The sequence below is a fragment of the Helicobacter bilis ATCC 51630 genome, from assembly GCF_000686565.1.
GTDB classification, from domain to species: Bacteria; Campylobacterota; Campylobacteria; order Campylobacterales; family Helicobacteraceae; genus Helicobacter_A; species Helicobacter_A bilis.
In genome coordinates this window covers 1-19,808 of record NZ_JMKW01000042.1, presented here as the reverse complement: position 1 = coordinate 19,808, position 19,808 = coordinate 1, and the positions used below count along the sequence as shown (strand labels likewise).

The window sequence follows — 19,808 nt, the reverse complement described above, 5'->3', positions numbered from 1 at the left end:
TTGAAAAAATGCGGATTTTAAAGAAATAAAGCCATAATACACAACAAATAAAATCCCAGCAGATGCGATAAGCAAGTTTAAAACTTTATTTTTCGCTAAAAACTCCCCTACCCCAAAAATCCCAAGTCCCATTAGAATCACATCGCAGATAAAGCAGATTCCACTCACCACAAAAACATAGTTACGAGTTATGCCCTGCTTAATAATAAAAGCGTTTTGTGCCCCAATAGCAACAATAAGCGAAAGAGATAAAAGAAAACCTTTTAGGAAAATCCCCATAAACCTACCCTATTAATTCTATCATTTTATTACAAATACATTGAAAGGCAAACATAACAACAAAAAAATCCAAAAAAAGAAAATAAAAAAGTAGCTAAAAAAAATAATTATAAGAAGAATTTAAAATTTCCCTATCCCTGCATCGACCTACATTCCCACACCTGAAAGGTGCAGTATCATCGGCGAAGAGAAGCTTAACTGCCAGGTTCGGAATGGAGCTGGGTGTTGCCTTCTCTCTATAGACACAAGGAAAAGGGAAATAAAGACAAATCAACCAATAAGCTAAAGCTCTACAATTTAAAAAAGTAAAGCTTGATAGCCCTAAAAACTTACACAAGCTCCAAGCTCTATCTATGCTATGTTTGTTCTTATATTTGAATCTGCCTTAAACCTATCTTTAAATTAAGCTCAATCAAAGTCAAACTTCATAGAAACAAACAAAAAAGAGATGAATACTAAACTAAACGCTCAAGCTAGAATCTCAACCCACACTGACTAAGATTCTACAACCAAGCATTTAAAAGCATTTTCTACATAGCTTAAAACTCTTAAAGAAACTTTTCTTTTGTCCTTATTTCCATTTTCCTTATAGGGTAAATGGTGTTAATAGCCATACAAGTGATTTTACACTGCTTACACTACTGCATTTTCTAATATCATTACATTAGCATAAAAACATATGCTACCACAACGACTAAGAATCTATACAATACATAAAGCCTCAATGTTATTCTTTTGTATTTAGTAACTCACTATTCAATTACGCTTCTCAATTACACTTCTCTCTTATCAAAGCAGATTCTATATCTAAGCTTCTTATTCTAAATCTATACCTATATATAAACTCGCATATAAACTTGAATAATTAAACTTAAACAATAAGCCTTTAGAATCTTGCACTCAATAAGGCAGTAATCCTTATATAAAAAGCCAAACGGTCTATTAGTAGTAGTCAGCTGAACATATTACTATGCTTACACACCTACCCTATCAAGCAGCTAGTCTTGCTGCGACCTTCAGGGAAAGTTAATCTTGGAGTTGGCTTCCCGCTTAGATGCTTTCAGCGGTTATCACATCCACGCGTAGCTACAGAGCGATGCTCTTGGCAGAACAACTCTTACACCAGTGGCGTGTCCATCCCGGTCCTCTCGTACTAGGGACAGCTCTCCTCAACTTTCCTACGCCCACGGCAGATAGGGACCGAACTGTCTCACGACGTTCTGAACCCAGCTCGCGTACCGCTTTAAATGGCGAACAGCCATACCCTTGGGACCTGCTCCAGCCCCAGGATGCGATGAGCCGACATCGAGGTGCCAAACCTCCCCGTCGATGTGAGCTCTTGGGGGAGATCAGCCTGTTATCCCCGGGGTACCTTTTATCCTTTGAGCGATGACCCTTCCACACAGAATCACCGGATCACTATGACCGACTTTCGTCTCTGCTTGACTTGTTTGTCTTACAGTCAGGCTGGCTTATGCCATTACACTCTTCTTGCGATTTCCAACCGCAATGAGCCAACCTTTGCAAGCCTCCGTTACTTTTTAGGAGGCGACCGCCCCAGTCAAACTACCCACCAGGCATTGTCCTACTTGAGGATAACTCAAGCTAGTTAGCAGACAGAAACATTAAGGGTGGTATCTCAACGATGGCTCCATCTCCACCAGAGTGAAGACTTCAAAGCCTCCCACCTATCCTGCGCATAATGCTCCCATCGGCAGTGCCAAGCTGCAGTAAAGGTCCACGGGGTCTCTCCGTCTTGCCGCGGGTAGGAGGAATTTTCACCTCCACTACAATTTCACTGAATCCCTGGTTGAGACAGCTCCCATCTCGTTACGCCATTCATGCAGGTCGGTATTTAACCGACAAGGAATTTCGCTACCTTAGGACCGTTATAGTTACGGCCGCCGTTTACTCGGGCTTCAATTCAACGCTTCGCATTGCTGCTAACGAATCCTCTTAACCTTCGAGCACCGGGCAGGCGTCACACCTTATACTTCCTCTTACGAGTTTGCAAAGTGCTGTGTTTTTGGTAAACAGTCGGGAGGGACTCTTTGCTGAGACCTAATTGCTTAGGCACACCTTATCGCGAACTTACGGTGCTAGTTTGCAGAGTTCCTTAACCAGAGTTCTTTCACGCGCCTTAGAATACTCATCTCATCTACCTGTGTCGGTTTGCGGTACGGGCAACATTAGCTAAACTTAGAGGCTTTTCTTGGCACGACGGCGTCAGTAGCACTCATCTTGATCCGAAGATCGCAACAAGCTATTCAAGTTTCGAATACAAGAGCGGATTTACCTATCTCTCAATCTACGCTTTTAAATTAGCACTTCCATCAGCTAACGCTACTTAGCCCTATGCGTCCCCCCATCGCACACTAATGTTGGTATGGGAATATTAACCCATTTTCCATCGACTACCCATTTCTGACTTGTCTTAGGACCCGACTAACCCTACGATGACGAGCATCGCGTAGGAAACCTTAGACTTTCGGCGAAGTGGATTCTCACCACTTTTATCGCTACTCATTCCTGCATGCTCACTTCGCATCGCTCCAGCACTCCTTACCGGTATGCCTTCAACGCTGATACGAACGCTCTTCTACCACTGTGCATCAGCACAATCTACAACTTCGGTGTCTATCTTAGCCCCGTTATATTTTCTGCGCAAAATCACTAGACCAGTGAGCTGTTACGCTTTCTTTAAAGGATGGCTGCTTCTAAGCCAACCTCCTGGTTGTCTGAGTAACTTCACATCATTTTCCACTTAGAATAGAACTTTGGGACCTTAGTTGGTAGTCTGGGTTGTTCCCCTTTTGACGATTGATTTTATCACCCACCGCCTGACTCCCAAGATACGGTAATAGGTATTTGCAGTTTGACAGGGGTTGGTACCGCGGTGAGCAGCCCTAGCCCAATCAGAGCTCTACCCCCTATTACTATCACTTGAGGCTATACCTAAATATATTTCGAAGAGAACCAGCTATCACCAAGTTTGTTTGGCCTTTCACCCCTATCCACAGCTCATCCCAACCCGTTTCAATGGGTACGAGTTCAGTCCTCCACGAGCTATTACACTCGCTTCAACTTGGCCATGGATAGATCACTTGGCTTCGGGTCTGCAGCATCTGACTAAACGCCCTTTCAGACTCGCTTTCGCTACGGCTTCGCGTGTGCTTAACCTTGCCAGATACCACAACTCGCAGGATCATTATGCAAAAGGCAGTCCGTCACCCTGATAAATCATAGGGCTCCGAATGATTGTAGGCAGATGGTTTCAGGTTCTATTTCACTCCGCTCACTGCGGTTCTTTTCACCTTTCCCTCACGGTACTTGTTCGCTATCGGTGTGATAGTAGTATTTAGGGTTGGAGAGTGGTCTCCCCGGCTTCAGCCCGGATTTCACGTGTCCTGGCCTACTCTGGATCCTGCTACCTATGAATAATATTTCGCATACGGGACTATCACCCTCTATGATGTGTTTTTCCAAACACTTCTGCTACATTATTCAAGTGGATATTGCAGTCCTCAACCCCAGTAGCAAGCTACTGGTTTGCCCTTTTCCCCGTTCGCTCGCCGCTACTAGGAGAATCTCGTTTGATTTCTTTTCCTCTAGCTACTGAGATGTTTCACTTCGCTAGGTTCGCCTGTAGGCAACAGACAATAGAAACTTGGCTTATCTTTTGGCGATAAATTAATGAGTTCACAATTTGTTTGTGCGACAGACACTAAGTCTAGTCTCCGCACAAATTGCTTCACAACATTAATTTCTCATCTAAAATATTTCGCCATTTGTCAATCTCTACTCTCTGTTGCCTACATAACTAGTATCTCTACTAGCTGGGTTGCCCCATTCGGAAATCTATGGATCAAAGCTTCTTAGCAGCTCCCCATAGCTTATCGCAGCTTAGTACGTCCTTCATCGCCTCTATCACCCAAGGCATCCACCATCTGCCCTTAAAAGCTTTTACTTCTAAGGATACTGCCTTATTGAATGCAAGATTCTTGTGGTTTCTCTTTGTCAGTTTCGCGGGAGTTTGCTAGATATTTGTGGACAACCTTCAGGTTAGTCTCCGCACATTTATCTGCACAACCCACGAAACTGCCTAAAGATAATTCCACAACCCATACTTTGCTTTACATTAGAACAAACCCTAGCCTAGATTCTATTCTTCATAGAATCTACTCTCACAAGCTCTAACACATTACATTGTATAGCTTCAATAAACCCTACCTCAATAAGACAAGTATGTCGCGTAATTGTAGTTAATTACTATTTAGGCTATTAACAATAAAATTTCAAATAACATTTAGACTAAAGTCTAATGCAAAGCTTTCTTCAGATAAAGAAGGACTAAAACCTTGCATTAGACTTCATATATCTCTCACACATATCTACAAGCTTCATATAATTAAAACCTATGCTATGTGTATTCAACATATCAAATCATTTTTTATATTATTTATAATAAACTTATATACTCTCTTTTAAATCATATTATTGCATTACTCATTTATATAGCATACCTAGAGACTATTCTCAAAATGGTGGAGAATAGCGGGATCGAACCGCTGACCTCCTGCGTGCAAAGCAGGCGCTCTCCCAGCTGAGCTAATTCCCCCCTAACGATGATAGTAAAACTAGAATCTAGTTTCCATATTCAACTTTAGTTATTTTCTAACACTCTACAAAGCATTAAAAAGAACAATTTATGGTGGGCTTAGGAGGACTTGAACCTCCGACCTCACCCTTATCAGGGGTGCGCTCTAACCACCTGAGCTATAAGCCCTTTACTAAAGAGAAAGCTAGTTAAAAGCAATAGCAAAATATGACATAAATTCGATTTCAATATTTAATATTTATAAAATACGCAAATAATCTCTGAAAACTAAGCAAGATGCAATATCATAGCCAAACTATCACTACCACATAGCATACAACTATAAAAAGACATAATTTATAGACTATATAGCAACTATATCTAAACAACTTCATAATGATTAAGATAAACAAATATCTTAACATATCTCTAGAAAGGAGGTGATCCAACCGCAGGTTCACCTACGGTTACCTTGTTACGACTTCACCCCAGTCGCTGCATCCGCCGTGGGCGGTAACCAATTTAGTATCCCGACTTAAGGCGAATACAACTCCCATGGTGTGACGGGCGGTGAGTACAAGACCCGGGAACGTATTCACCGTGACATTGCTGATTCACGATTACTAGCGATTCCAGCTTTATGTAGTCGAGTTGCAGACTACAATCCGAACTGAGAGACATTTTAGAGATTTGCTCCACCTCGCGGTATTGCATCTTTTTGTATGTCCCATTGTAGCACGTGTGTAGCCCTAGGCGTAAGGGCCATGATGACTTGACGTCGTCCTCACCTTCCTCCTCCTTACGAAGGCAGTCTCCTTAGAGTGCTCAGCCGAACTGCTAGCAACTAAGGACGAGGGTTGCGCTCGTTGCGGGACTTAACCCAACATCTCACGACACGAGCTGACGACAGCCGTGCAGCACCTGTTTTCAAGCTCTGGCAAGCCAGCACTCCACTATCTCTAGCGGATTCTATCAATGTCAAGCCTAGGTAAGGTTCTTCGCGTATCTTCGAATTAAACCACATGCTCCACCGCTTGTGCGGGTCCCCGTCTATTCCTTTGAGTTTTAATCTTGCGACCGTACTCCCCAGGCGGAATGCTTAATGCGTTAGCTGCATTACTGCCCTGACAAGCAGGGCAACAACTAGCATTCATCGTTTAGGGCGTGGACTACCAGGGTATCTAATCCTGTTTGCTCCCCACGCTTTCGCGCATCAGCGTCAGTAATGTTCCAGCAGGTCGCCTTCGCAATGAGTATTCCTCTTGATCTCTACGGATTTTACCCCTACACCAAGAATTCCACCTACCTCTCCCATACTCTAGAAAAGTAGTTTCAAATGCAGTTCTGTAGTTAAGCTACAGGATTTCACATCTGACTTACTCTCCCGCCTACGCGCTCTTTACGCCCAGTGATTCCGAGTAACGCTTGCACCCTCCGTATTACCGCGGCTGCTGGCACGGAGTTAGCCGGTGCTTATTCGTAAGATACCGTCATAATCTTCTCTTACAAAAGGAGTTTACAATCCTAAAACCTTCATCCTCCACGCGGCGTTGCTGCTTCAGGGTTTCCCCCATTGAGCAATATTCCCTACTGCTGCCTCCCGTAGGAGTCTGGACCGTGTCTCAGTTCCAGTGTGTCCGATCACCCTCTCAGGCCGGATACCCGTCATAGCCTTGGTGAGCCATTACCTCACCAACAAGCTGATAGGACATAGGCTGATCCTTTAGCGAAGGCTTTCAATAAAAAATTCGTCTTTGGACGATAAATCGATGAGTTCGCAATTTGCTTGTGCGACAGACACTAAGTCTAGTCTCCGCACAAATTGCTTCACAACATCAATTTCTCATTCCAAATACTAGAATTTTGTGCCAACAACACAAAGCACTAAAAAGAGAAATTCTTTATTGAAAGCCCCTTTCCCCCGTAGGGAGTATCCAGTATTAATCACCGTTTCCAGTGGCTATCCCAGACTAAAGGGCACATAACCTATGCATTACTCACCCGTGCGCCACTAATCCACTTCTAGCAAGCTAGAAGCTTCATCGTTCGACTTGCATGTATTAGGCACGCCGCCAGCGTTCACTCTGAGCCAGGATCAAACTCTCCATAAGAATCATGGAAGTTTGTATCTATCAAATCAATAGTAGCAAACTCTCCATAATAATGAAAACCCAACAAAATACACAATAAACATATAGCTTAAAATATATCAGTTAGAATCTTCACAAATAATCTCAATATCAAACAACATTTCATATTTAACATAAGTTACATACAAAATGCCATAACATTAAAGATTATTATTTAAAGAATTTGTCCTAATCTCTAAAATGTTTCACAAAGACTAAAACTTACTATGCCCTGCCCTACTCTCTTACAAAGACTAAAGCAAAACATAATAAATCAGTTATAGTCGAGTTGTATAGATTAACAATTTAAAGACTTGGTTGTTAAAATAAAATTGAAGCATTTAAGACATAGCAAAAAGCAATATTCAAATTTCATAATAATTTTACAAAACTAAGATATTAACTTTAAACAATCTAGCTACAATATCACAATCAAATCTTGCTTAGTTGTCAAAGATCATTGCTTTAAAAATATCAAAATTTCCAAAGTCAAATAACGCAAGTATTAACAAAAACACAAAAAAGTGAAACAAAATATAAAAACTCTAAAATCTAAAAGGACAAAAAGAGTTTGATAAAAATATTACTGATTTTAATGAAAAAATGCTATAATATTCGGTATATTTACATCTTGTAAATCTTTAATTTGCTTTCTGCAAACTTGAGAAACAGAATTATATGCTAACAAAGCTTAAATAAAGCTTAAATTTAAAAAAGTTTTTGATTTTTTTTAGAGTTTGTTTTTTAGGGGGGATTTTTTAAGGCAATTCTAATGACTATCATGTAAATTAAAATTACATTGTATAAATATGGGTGATAGCAACGACATGCTTTTACACAAACAAAAAGCAATACAGCAAAACAATATCCCTAACACTTATAATATAGTCTATAATTACATTCAGAATCATGCAAACACAAATCAAATAAAAATAAGGAATAATTATGGATATTTTAGAATCACTCAATGCCGCACAGAAAGAAGCCGCCATCCATGTAGATAATGCCTTGCTTATACTTGCTGGGGCTGGAAGCGGCAAAACCAAAACGCTAACAACAAGACTTGCCTATCTCTTAAGTATAGGTATCCCCGCACAAAACACATTAACATTAACATTCACAAATAAAGCCGCAAGAGAAATGCGAGAGAGAGCATTAAAGCTTATAGAATCAATGAGTATTCCTATGATAAATACCCCCTTGCTTTGCACCTTTCATAAATTTGGATTGCTTTTCTTACAACGCTACATTCATTTACTTTCACGTAATTCTATGTTTAATGTCATAGATGAAGATGATAAGCGAAAGATAATACGAAATATAAAGAAAAATAGCAAAAATATCGCAAAGGAATTAACCCCCGCAACACTCTCAAGTGCTATATCTGATTATAAAAATAACGCCATATTGCCAGATATTGCAAAACAAAGTCCAAGCATGATAGATGCACAAGTCGCAAAGATTTATCAAAAATATGAAGACTATCTTTACGCAAATAACCTTGTAGATTTTGATGACTTATTACTCTTACCTTATAGAATCTTATATGAAAATGAAACTTTACGCACACAAATAAGCAATAAATATCAATATATCATGGTAGATGAATATCAAGATACAAACAACCTGCAAGCAAGTCTTTTAAAACTTCTATGTGCCACACATGAGAATCTTTGTGTAGTAGGCGATGATGACCAAAGTATTTATAGTTGGCGTGGTGCAAATATCGAAAATATCCTAGACTTTGATATCCAATTTGAAAATACAAAGATAGTAAAGCTAGAGCAAAACTATCGCAGCACAGAAGAGATTCTAACAATCGCAAATAATCTTATATCACACAACACAACACGATATGATAAGATTCTAAAAGCAACAAGGCATAATGGCAAAAAAGTCCAATATATAAAAAGCCATGATGACAAAGCCGAGATGAAACAGATTATAGAATCTATACAGACACTCATAGCACAGGGCGAGAGCTATAATGACATTGCGATATTATTCCGCTTAAACGCACTTGCAAGAAATGTAGAAGAATGCTTTAATCGCGCTAAGATTCCATTCAAAATGGTAGGCGTTATACGATTTTATGATAGGCAAGAGATTAAAGATGTGCTTGCCTATTTGCGTTTAGCCCTAAACCTTGATGATAACTTTTCACTTGAGCGAATTATCAATCAACCAAAGAGAAGTATCGGCGAAAAGACATTTGAAAATATAATAGCCGCAAGTACGCAATACACAAGCATATATGTCGCATGGAAACAAGGGGGATTATCTTCACTTAAATGCCATGCAAAGCTAAGCGAGTTTTTTACATTAATAGAATCTTTAAGAGAATGCTTACAACTTAATCCAAGCGAAATACCGCATTTTTTTAAAACCAAAATAAAACTTTATGCAGATGATATACCAACAAAAGATTCTGAAAGCAATGAGGATCGCAGGAAAAATATGGACGAGTTATTTGCGACTTTGCTAGATTTTATAGAATGTGAGAGGGGCGGGGATTACGCTAGTAATGAAGAGATAATACAAGCATTTCTCAATGATATAGCACTAAGTTCTAGTAGCGATATGGAAGATTCTCACAATGTGCTTTGCATGAGTGTGCATAATAGTAAGGGGTTAGAGTTTAAGCATGTATTTGTTATCGGCATGGAGCAAGGCTTATTTCCATTAATGAATTTTTATGAAATAAGTATAGATTCTGTTGATAAAAACACACAAAATCTTAATGAAGAACGAAGACTTGCCTATGTAGCCTTTACTCGTGCAAAAGACACGCTTACACTAAGCTATGCAAAAGAGAGAATGCATCATGGCAGATATAGAGAGTTTGAGCCATCACAATTTTTAGTAGAATCTGGTGTGGTATCAAAGCAAAACGCAAGATTAAATAGTAATAAAGCAGATGAAGAAAGTGATACATGCGTAGCGGGGCTAAAACGCGGTGATTGTGTCCAGCATAAAATCTTTGGCTTTGGCAGGATAGAATCTGTAAGGGAGCTAGGCGACAACTCAACTGCTATGGTAAATTTTGGCGGCACAAAGAGAAATATCCTTATATCTTTTCTCACAAAAGCATAAAGCAGGTTTGTTTGAAGCGATTGAGCGATTGCTAGTAATTTGGAGCCTAGATTTCAGTAATTATATAATGCTAGGTATAGTAGCATAGCAAAACTTTTAGCAGAGATTTAAAAAAAGATTTTTATTTAGCCCTCAACATAACAAGATTCTAATATTGCAAGCATAGCTTATACATGCGATTCCAGATTCCATAAGATATTATTCGCACTTCTTTATGGATTCCATATAAGTATAAATTTTGTTTATTTTATACCCTAAACTTACAATTTTTTGCAATTTTATTTTCAAATTATGCGTTTTTTAAGCTTTTAGTATTGTAACTTAGCTAGAAATTTGCTACAATAGCGACTTAGTTTTTTAAAATATAATCGCAAAGTTGCCAAGCAAACAAGTAAAAAGGGAAAAATATGGAAATTATGCCAAATCCACAGGTCATGCTTGTCGTGTTTATAGTGTTTATGGTTACAATGTTTATGCTCAATAAGTTTGTATTCCAGCCACTTTTTGCCTATATGGACCAAAGAGAACAGAAAGTTACAAGTGATTTAGAGCTTGTAACGCGTGAAGATAATGAACTTCAACGCATAGAAAACGAGATTCATGAGATTTTATCTCATGCGAAGACACAGGCTTTTACAGCTAAGGAAGAGCAAGTTGAAGAGGCGAAAAAGAGTGCAGGTGCAAAAATAGAGCGTATGCAAAATGAAAACCGAGAGAAAATGGATGCTTTCATGGCAAAATTGCAGGAAAGCAGGGATTCTATGAAAAATGAATTGCGTGCAAATATAGGCGATATAGAATCTTTACTTGCTGCAAAGATTAAACATATTTAAAGTTAGTGATATAAAGGGATAATTATGCGATACATATATATGGCTTTCATGTGCTTTGTGCTATGTAGCATATCCTATGCAAGTGGCGAAGCCCATGTGATGGATATTTCAAAAACTGACATTATAGAAAGATTGATAAACTTTGTTATTTTTGTGGCGTTAATGTGGTATTTACTTGCAGATAGGCTTAAGTCCATGTTGCAAGAACGCACAAAAGGCATCGCAAATAAGCTTTCACAGACACAAGAAAAAGTAAATGAGATAAGAGCAAAGAAAGAAAAAGCACAACAGCGATTGAAAGAAGCAAAAGAGCAAGCGGCAGAAATAATTGCTACTGCCAAAAAAGAAGCAAATGCGTCTGTGTTGCGTATTGAAGAGAAAACAAAAGAACAAATTGCAAATCTATTAAAAGCGAATGAAGAAGCAATGGAATTTCAAGAAAAAATGCTACAAAAGCAGCTTGTTGCAGAGATCTTACAGGAAGCATTTGTAAGCCAAGCCCTAAAACTTGAATCCAAAGATTATGTTGGAATCTTAGAAAAGAAGGTGGTGTAAATGCAAGAACATGTTATAGCAAAAAAATATGCCAAAGCATTAGCTAGTGTTTGCAATGCCGAAAATATTACGCAGGTGTATAGCATATATGCAGAAATAAATAAAATGTTTGCTGTAAGTAAGTTTAGAGATATTGTCATGTCGCCCATTATTGACAACACAAGTAAGCTTGCATTTCTAAAGTCTCTCGTTGATATTACAGCGAACTCTTATGCTGAAAAGCTTTTAACAATTCTTGTTAAAAACGACAGAATCTATTTGCTACCTTTTGTGGCACTTGAGCTTAAAAAAATTATTGATAGTCGCCTTAATGTCTATCAAGCTACACTTTATGTGAAACAAGAATTAGGTCAAGATTCTCTGCTCAACATTCAGGATAAGCTTGGCAGGAAACTAGGCACGACACTAAAAGTTACCCAAAGCATTGATCCTACTCTAGATGGCATTAAGCTTGAGGTTACGGAGTTGGGCATTGAAGTTGCGTTCTTAAAACATAAATTCACACAAGAATTACAAGACTTTATTTTAAAAGCAATCTAATAGAAGGAGACACATGGTTACCGCAAAATTAAAACCCGAAGAAATAAGCTCTATTATCCGCGAAAAGATTGAGCAGTTTGACCTACAGGTTGATATTAGTCAAGTTGGCAAGGTTACGAGTTACGCTGATGGTGTTGCTAAGGTGTATGGCTTAAATGATGTTATGTCGTATGAAATGATTGAGTTTGATACAGGTGAAAAGGGACTAGCACTTAACCTTGAAGAAGGCAGTGTTGGTGTTGTTGTGCTTGGTAATGGAAAAGGTATTAAAGAAGGCACAACTGTTAAGCGACTAAATCGACTTATGAAGATTCCAGTTGGAGAAAGCGTGATAGGTCGCGTTGTAAATACCGTTGGTGAGCCACTTGATGGCAAAGGTGCGATAGAATCAAACGAATATCGTTTTATCGAGCAAAAAGCTCCCGGCATCATGCAGCGAAAAAGTGTGCATGAGCCATTGCAAACAGGTATTAAAGCTATCGATGCACTTGTGCCTATCGGCAGGGGACAAAGAGAACTTATCATTGGCGATAGACAAACTGGGAAAACGACCGTTGCTATCGATGCGATTATTAATCAAAAAGGGCAAGGTGTTTATTGTATCTATGTTGCCATAGGACAAAAAGAATCTACTGTGGCACAAGTTGTGCGTAAGCTTGAAGAACATGGTGCTATGGAATACACGGTTGTAGTGAATGCTTCTGCGAGTTCAAGTGCAGCTATGCAATATCTTGCACCTTACTCTGGTGTTACAATCGGGGAGTATTTTAGAGATAATGGCAAACATGCACTTATTATCTATGATGATCTTACAAAACATGCTGTTGCTTATCGTGAAATGAGCCTTATTCTAAGAAGACCTCCGGGAAGAGAAGCTTTTCCGGGTGATGTTTTCTACATCCACTCTCGTTTGCTTGAGCGTGCGGCTAAATTGAGTGATGAGCTTGGTGCTGGATCTTTGACTGCATTACCTATCATTGAAACACAAGCAGGCGATGTTTCAGCCTACATTCCTACAAATGTTATTTCAATTACAGATGGACAGATATTCCTTGAGACAGATTTGTTTAACTCTGGTATTCGCCCTGCGATCAATGTTGGTTTATCTGTATCGCGTGTTGGTGGTGCTGCACAGATTAAGGCAACAAAACAAGTTGCCGGGACATTACGACTTGACCTTGCACAATTTAGGGAGCTGCAAGCATTCGCACAATTTGCTTCAGACCTTGATGAGTCAAGCAGAAGACAGCTTGAGAGAGGGCAAAAAATGGTGGAAGTCTTAAAGCAGGGACCATATAGTCCGCTACCAATTGAACGACAAGTAACTATCATTTATGCCGGTGCGAAAGGATTCTTAGATGATATTCCTGCAAATAAGGTTGTTGAGTTTGAAAGACAGCTTTATCCATTTATTGAAGCAAAATATCCAAGCATTTTTGAAGATATAAGCTCTAAAAAAGCGCTAGATAAAGAGATAGAATCTTTGCTTAACAAGGCATTAAGTGAGTTTAGAACAAGTTTTGCGATTTAATAAGGCATACTTATGGCAAATGGACTAAAAGAAATTAGGAAAAAAATATCAAGCGTAAATAACACTAAGAAAACTACGCGTGCTATGAAGCTAGTCTCGACCTCAAAGCTTAAAAAAGCTGAAGAGATGGCAAGAAGGGCTAGGGCATTTGCGGATAAGTTAAATGAAGTTTTTTACGACATGATGTTGCGTATTAAGCGAAGTGGTTTAACAAATATTGATAGCAAATTCTTCAACAATACAGAATCTCATGATGTAAAAATTGTAGATATTGTATTTGTAACTGCGGATAAAGGCTTGTGTGGTGGCTTTAATAGTATCACCATGAAAGAAGTTTTACGCTTAAGAGATGAGTATGAAAAGAAAAAGATACGAGTAAGATTTCGCTGTGTTGGCAAAAAGGGTAATGCGTTTTTTGCATTCAACAACATTCCTTTAGAAGCTAGTGTAGCGGATTTGAGTGCTTCGCCGGATTATGAAAAATCAAGTAGCTTTATTGGTGCGGTTGTCGATGATTTCTTAGCAGGTAAAACCGATGAAGTTATTATCGTGCATAATGGATTCAAAAATCTTATTTCGCAAGAACTAAAAAGTGTCAAAATACTGCCACTTGTGCCAGATAAAGACGCCTTGCAGCAAGATAGCGAGATGTCTAGCGTTTTAAACATTTCGCCCGAAGATGAAGAAAATATGATTCTAGATGAGTTAGCAAAAAAGTATGTAGAATACAATATGTATTATGCGCTTGTAGATTCTCTAGCAGCAGAACATAGTGCAAGAATGCAAGCAATGGATGCGGCGACAAATAATGCTACTGAGTTAGTAAAAACGCTGACTATTTCCTATAATAAAGCGAGACAAGAAGCGATTACAACAGAATTAGTTGAGATTAATGCTGGCGTAGAAGCCATGAAGTAAATATGTGAAAGGAGCTTTAAATATGAATAAAGTAGGTAAAATCACACAAGTCATGGGACCTGTTGTTGATGTTGAGTTTGAAAATTATTTGCCAGAAATTAATGAGGCACTTGATGTAAATTACAAGTTTGATTCTGAAGAAAAGCAGCTTGTATTAGAAGTAGCAGCACACTTGGGCGATAATGTCGTAAGAACAATCGCTATGGATATGACAGAAGGGCTTACAAGAGGACAAGAAGTTAAAGCGCGTGGCGCGATGATTGAAGTCCCAGTTGGCGAAGAAGTATTAGGTAGAATCTTTAATGTTATTGGCGAAGTTGTTGATGATGGTGAGCCGGTTAAAGCGGCGGTAAAATGGCCTATCCACAGAGATTCTCCAAGCTTTGATAATCAAAGCACAAAAACAGAAATGTTTGAAACAGGCATTAAGGTTGTTGATTTGCTTGCCCCATACTCAAAAGGTGGTAAAGTTGGACTATTTGGTGGTGCTGGTGTTGGTAAAACCGTTGTTATTATGGAGCTTATACATAATGTTGCGTATAAGCATAGTGGTTACTCTGTATTTGCTGGTGTTGGCGAAAGAACAAGGGAAGGGAACGACCTTTACCATGAAATGAAAGAAAGTGGTGTTTTAGACAAAGTCGCCCTTTGCTACGGACAGATGAATGAACCACCGGGCGCAAGAAATAGAATCGCTTTCACAGGTTTAACAATGGCAGAATACTTTAGAGATGAAAAAGGGCTTGATGTGTTGATGTTTATCGACAATATCTTCCGTTACGCACAATCTGGTGCGGAAATGTCAGCTCTTTTAGGCAGGATTCCATCTGCGGTTGGTTATCAACCTACACTTGCAAGTGAAATGGGTAAATTACAAGAGCGTATCACTTCAACAAAGAATGGCTCTATTACTTCAGTGCAGGCTGTTTATGTCCCAGCAGATGACCTTACTGACCCAGCACCTGCGTCTGTTTTCTCTCACCTTGATGCTAAAACTGTTCTTAATAGAAAGATCGCTGAAAAGGGTATTTATCCAGCTGTGGATCCACTTGATTCTAGCTCTAGAATCCTTGATCCACAAGTTGTTGGCGAAGAGCATTATAAGATTGCAACAGGTATTCAACAGGTGTTGCAAAAGTATAAAGATTTGCAAGATATTATCGCCTTGCTTGGTATGGATGAGCTATCAGAAGAAGATAAACGAACTGTGGAGAGAGCAAGAAAGATTGAGAAATTCCTATCTCAACCATTCTTTGTTGCTGAAGTATTTACAGGCAGTCCGGGCAAATATGTAAGCTTACAAGAAACGCTTGAGGGCTTTAAAGGCATTTTAGAGGGAAAATACGATCATATACCAGAAAATGCGTTTTATATGGTTGGCAATATCCAAGAGGTGCTTCAAAAAGCAGAGGATATGAAACAAGCAAAATAATAAGGAGCATTCATGCAAGATTTTCAACTCGATATTGTTACTCCTTATGGTGAGATTTTTAATGGCAAGGTAAATTCTGTCTATTTGCCGGGTAAAGAGGGCGAATTTGGCGTTCTGCCCGGACATTGCGATATGTTAGCACTTTTACAAACAGGCGTGATTGACATTCGTTCAGAATCAAGTCATGATCTTGTAGCAATAAACTGGGGGCATGTTTCCATCAGTAATAATAAAGTAAGCGTATTAGCCGATGGTGCAGTGTGCGTTCGTGGTGGTGATAGTAAGCTATCAAAGGCACTAGAACAAGCTAAAAAACTGCTTGAAGACGCTTCAAGTGATACTTCTATGATTGCTGGGGCATTGCGTAAGCTTGAAGAGACAAAGTAAGGTAGTAGTTGGCTATCCTTTTGGCTAACCACTCTAGCATACAATCATTTGTGCAATCAAAAGATTATGTCTCTTATCTTTCCCTATAAATTTCTCTTAGTCTAGAGTCTTTTAGATTTTAATAAATGTTATATTGAGTGCAACATGGATTCTATTAGAGAGATTTTACCCAACATCTCTCATAATCTACAAAGATTTTGCAGGGTTAAATTTAGTGCTTTCCGCTAAATGCCTATATCTGCAAACAATAAAAAGCCTTGCAAGTCTCACGCATATTTAATTTATAAGGATTTTCATGACAAACACAACTACAAAAACACTAAGCTACACTACACTTTTTCAAACATTATTATTTATTGCAATCTTGCTTATCATTTGTTCTTCTGCTAGGGCTATTATGGTGGCACATTTTATCCCCGAAGAACTCTTTACACATAAAGATTTTTATGCAATGTGGATTATGGGCTTTAAGCTTGATATGCGTAGTATTGGCATTGCAATGCTTGTTTTTGTTGGACTAAAACTTATTGCTTTTGTTATAGAATCTATTCTTAAAATATCTGTGAAATTAAGCGGGGGGGGGGGGTAACCTCTAGAGTATTCGTAGCCTTAAACTCTTTTTTCTCTTCTTTTAGTCGCTTTTTCTTTTCATTTTACGCATTTTTACTTGGCTTTATTTTTATGGTGGCAGCCTTTGTAAATTTCTATTACTTCCAAACCTATGGCAATAAGATTGATATTTTCATTTTTGGATTAAAAGATGATGATACTTTAGCTATTCTCTCTATTATGTGGCACGACTATCCGCTTGTGTGGGGGATCTTAATGTCTTTGCTGTGCGGGATAATCACGTTTTTTGCCTACAAGATTCCATTAAAATACAATGCAATAAAAGAGAAATTAAACACCGCATTTAATGCTATCAAGCTTTTTATTTATGGGACTATTCATTTTTGCTTAATTATTCTACTTATCATCGCAGCGCGTGGGACTTTAGGGACTTTCCCTATAAAAGCGGATAATTTTCATATTTCTACATTACCTATTTTTAATCATATCGCTACAAATCCACTTATGGCATTTGAATGGGCGCTAAAAGATTATAGAAACAATGCGACTTTTGGAGAGCCAAATATAGAAAGGGGTAAGGAATTGCAAGAGAGACTTTTCCCGCTTTTTCACACCACAGCAAATTCCACCTTTTTAAAAGAAAATCCACCGCATGTTGTCTTAAATGTCATGGAGAGTTTTGGTATAAATGCGTTGGTGCATGATAGAAAGGATACAAATGATTTGCTTGGGAGTTTAAGAAAGCATTTTGAGAGTGATTTTGTATTTTATCGCTTTTTGAGTGCTGCAGATGGCACAGCCCCATCATTTGTAGCCCTTTTCTTTGAGAGTCCAAATGAGCAAATCACGCTTGGTTCATATAAGAATATAAAGCTTCCCTACAATCCATTCTCAATATATGCAGATTCTGGATACGAAGTCTTTTATATCACTTCAGGCTATGGGCAGTGGCAGGGACTAGAAGATTATACAAAGACACAAGGGGCGCATAAAGTCTATGATGCCCTTACACTGATGGAGAAGTATCCAGAAAGCAAACAAGATTCTAACTCATGGGGTGTGCCGGATGAGTATGTATATAGACTTGCGTTTGAGATTCTAAGTAGTGCCAAAAAGCCAACCTTTGTTGCTATCCTTACTACAAGCAATCATCCGCCCCATCTCTTACCACACACTTTTTCGCCTATGCCACTTTCATTTCCTAGCGAATTAGCAGATAAACTAACACAAAAACAGCAAGAAAATCTCATATTACCGATAAAACTATATCAATATGCTAATAATGCCTTTGGGGATTTTATGGATAGAATCAAGCAATCAAATCTCGCAAAAAATACAATTATAAGTGCAACAGGCGATCATCGCTTAAGAAATCTTGGACCAAATCCAAGCACCGATAAAGCCCTAAACTTCAGTGTGCCTTTTTATATCTATATCCCACAAGCCTATCAAATAAACCTGCATTATAATCCATCTCGTGTAGGTTCGCACAAAGACATACTGCCTACACTCTATGCTTTGAGCCTATCAAATGCGATATATATGAGTGTGGGTGGTCGCAATATGCTAGGTAAGGTGGATAAGAAGCAATATGAGTTTGGATTCAATAGATCAGTATGGATTGATGATAATGGGATTTATCCCACACAAGCAGGGGTTGGGTATCTATGGAAAGATAAAGAGATAAACACAGATTCTAAAAAAGCTTTTGGCTTACATGCATTAGATGAAAGCTTTTTGCTACAAGATAATAAAGACTTTGAGAATCTGTATCGAGAACTCTTTAATTACTCCATATCATGGAGAATATATAATGCTAAATAATTAGATCTTTCTTCTAAGATTCTATAAAAGCAGAAAGTTGTGTTTGTGTTATAGAAGCCCTAATTCATGAGTTAATCTATATGATATTATTAGAATCTACATTAAGATTTGGTGGTTAGATCTACACCTTTATGGCTTTGGAACACAATAGGATTAGAATCTAATGATTATCATAATTTGAGCGTATGCAAAATATCTCTCTTAGAATTTATGCTGATTTAGAAAAAGCCAGATTCTAATCTTAGAATCTTTCAGGCTTTAATCTAAAATAGTTTTTGTAAAATACAGAATCTTTATCTTAATTTTAAAGGACAAATATGTTGCTAAAAAGTGTGTTAATGGGTTTGCTTTCATTTCATAGTGTAGATACAACTATGCTAAAAGAATGCGAAAATCACGCAGACAAAATAAGCGGCTGTGTAGAAAAAGAATATGATTCAAGCGTGAATCTTTGGAGAGAAACACCATATAAAAATGGCAAAAAAGAAGGCATAGAAAAGCGGTATTATGAGAATGGGAATCTAGCACTGGAAATGCCATATAAAAATGGGGAAGCAGAGGGTATGCTCAAAGGCTATTATGAAAATGGGCTTCTTAGGCGGGAAGCACCACTTAAAAATGACAAAATAGAGGGCATATTAAAAGAGTATTATGAGAATGGCAGCTTACAAGCAGGAGTAAAAGTTCTAAATGATAAGTTGCATGGGGATACGAGATTCTACACAGAAGATGGAAAACTACTAGCCTTAGTTAAAGGCGAGAATGGCAAGATTATAAGTGGCAAATGCTTTGATGATAAAGTCTTAACAGACAAAGAAATAGACGATCTTAGTGGACTCAAAAGCATTGAAGAACCAATTAACTATTTAAAAGAAATATGCCTTAAAGAGAGTGATTCTAAATAATTTATGATTTAAAGCTCTTAACACTTGCTAGATTCTAATCTTAGAATCTTTATGGCTTTAATCTAAAAGAGTTTTTGTAAAATACAGAATCTTTATCTTAACTTAAAGGGGCAGTTATGTTACTAAAGTGTGTGTTTATGGGTTTGTTTTCATTGTCTATCTTACATGCAGATATACTAAAAGAATGCAAAACCGAAGCGGATAAAATAAGCGGT

The 19,808-nt window shown here is 38.3% G+C and carries 12 protein-coding genes, 2 tRNA genes and 3 rRNA genes; 11 read left to right on the top strand and 6 right to left on the bottom strand.

Going from position 1 to position 19,808, the window contains the following annotated elements; translation table 11 throughout:
* The 6 genes from T368_RS0108400 to T368_RS0108375 form a co-directional block, all read right to left on the bottom strand.
* Positions 1-279, bottom strand: a 279-nt coding sequence (locus T368_RS0108400) for a LysE/ArgO family amino acid transporter (RefSeq protein WP_004086529.1), incomplete at its 3' end; no start/stop codon positions are given.
* A gap of 134 nt (positions 280-413) precedes the next feature.
* Positions 414-529, bottom strand: a 5S ribosomal RNA gene (gene rrf / locus T368_RS0108395).
* Between the two features lie 671 nt (positions 530-1,200).
* A 23S ribosomal RNA gene (locus T368_RS0108390) occupies positions 1,201-4,246 on the bottom strand.
* Positions 4,247-4,821: 575 nt separating this feature from the next.
* A tRNA-Ala gene (locus tag T368_RS0108385) sits at positions 4,822-4,897 on the bottom strand.
* 91 nt (positions 4,898-4,988) lie between these two features.
* Positions 4,989-5,065: transfer RNA gene (locus T368_RS0108380), tRNA-Ile, on the bottom strand.
* Positions 5,066-5,309: 244 nt separating this feature from the next.
* Positions 5,310-6,987, bottom strand: a 16S ribosomal RNA gene (locus T368_RS0108375).
* Together the 16S, 23S and 5S rRNA genes with 2 tRNA genes alongside form the textbook arrangement of a ribosomal RNA operon.
* A gap of 963 nt (positions 6,988-7,950) precedes the next feature.
* Here T368_RS0108375 and T368_RS0108370 point away from each other — a divergent pair.
* The 11 genes from T368_RS0108370 to T368_RS0108320 all read left to right on the top strand — a co-directional run bounded on the left by T368_RS0108370 (position 7,951) and on the right by T368_RS0108320 (position 19,593).
* A complete protein-coding gene (locus T368_RS0108370) occupies positions 7,951-10,098 on the top strand; it encodes an ATP-dependent helicase (RefSeq protein WP_004086527.1) in 2,148 nt (715 codons plus the stop codon).
* A gap of 407 nt (positions 10,099-10,505) precedes the next feature.
* The gene (locus T368_RS0108365; RefSeq protein ID WP_004086526.1) at positions 10,506-10,931 is read left to right on the top strand and encodes a F0F1 ATP synthase subunit B family protein; all 426 of its coding nucleotides are present in this window, start codon (positions 10,506-10,508) and stop codon (positions 10,929-10,931) included.
* Positions 10,932-10,955: 24 nt separating this feature from the next.
* Positions 10,956-11,486: a F0F1 ATP synthase subunit B family protein gene (locus T368_RS0108360; RefSeq protein WP_004086524.1), complete on the top strand. Its 531-nt coding sequence runs from the start codon at positions 10,956-10,958 to the stop codon at positions 11,484-11,486.
* On the top strand, positions 11,487-12,026 hold the full coding sequence (locus T368_RS0108355) for a F0F1 ATP synthase subunit delta (protein ID WP_004086520.1): 540 nt from the start codon (positions 11,487-11,489) through the stop codon (positions 12,024-12,026). It begins immediately after the preceding gene.
* 13 nt (positions 12,027-12,039) lie between these two features.
* Positions 12,040-13,557 (top strand): F0F1 ATP synthase subunit alpha, encoded by a 1,518-nt coding sequence (gene atpA / locus T368_RS0108350; RefSeq protein WP_004086519.1) that lies wholly within the window; start codon positions 12,040-12,042, stop codon positions 13,555-13,557.
* A gap of 12 nt (positions 13,558-13,569) precedes the next feature.
* Entirely contained in the window at positions 13,570-14,475 is a 906-nt protein-coding gene (gene atpG, locus T368_RS0108345) for an ATP synthase F1 subunit gamma (protein ID WP_004086518.1), read from the top strand.
* Between the two features lie 22 nt (positions 14,476-14,497).
* Positions 14,498-15,907, top strand: coding sequence for a F0F1 ATP synthase subunit beta (atpD, locus tag T368_RS0108340; RefSeq protein WP_004086511.1), 1,410 nt, complete (start codon positions 14,498-14,500; stop codon positions 15,905-15,907).
* Between the two features lie 12 nt (positions 15,908-15,919).
* On the top strand, positions 15,920-16,294 hold the full coding sequence (atpC, locus tag T368_RS0108335) for an ATP synthase F1 subunit epsilon (protein WP_004086510.1): 375 nt from the start codon (positions 15,920-15,922) through the stop codon (positions 16,292-16,294).
* Positions 16,295-16,589: 295 nt separating this feature from the next.
* Entirely contained in the window at positions 16,590-16,883 is a 294-nt protein-coding gene (locus T368_RS0108330; RefSeq protein WP_004086509.1) for a hypothetical protein, read from the top strand.
* 92 nt (positions 16,884-16,975) lie between these two features.
* Entirely contained in the window at positions 16,976-18,688 is a 1,713-nt protein-coding gene (locus tag T368_RS0108325; protein WP_004086508.1) for an LTA synthase family protein, read from the top strand.
* Positions 18,689-19,005: 317 nt separating this feature from the next.
* Positions 19,006-19,593, top strand: a complete 588-nt coding sequence (locus T368_RS0108320) for a toxin-antitoxin system YwqK family antitoxin (RefSeq protein ID WP_027338428.1) — start codon at positions 19,006-19,008, stop codon at positions 19,591-19,593.
* Positions 19,594-19,808: the final 215 nt, after the last annotated feature.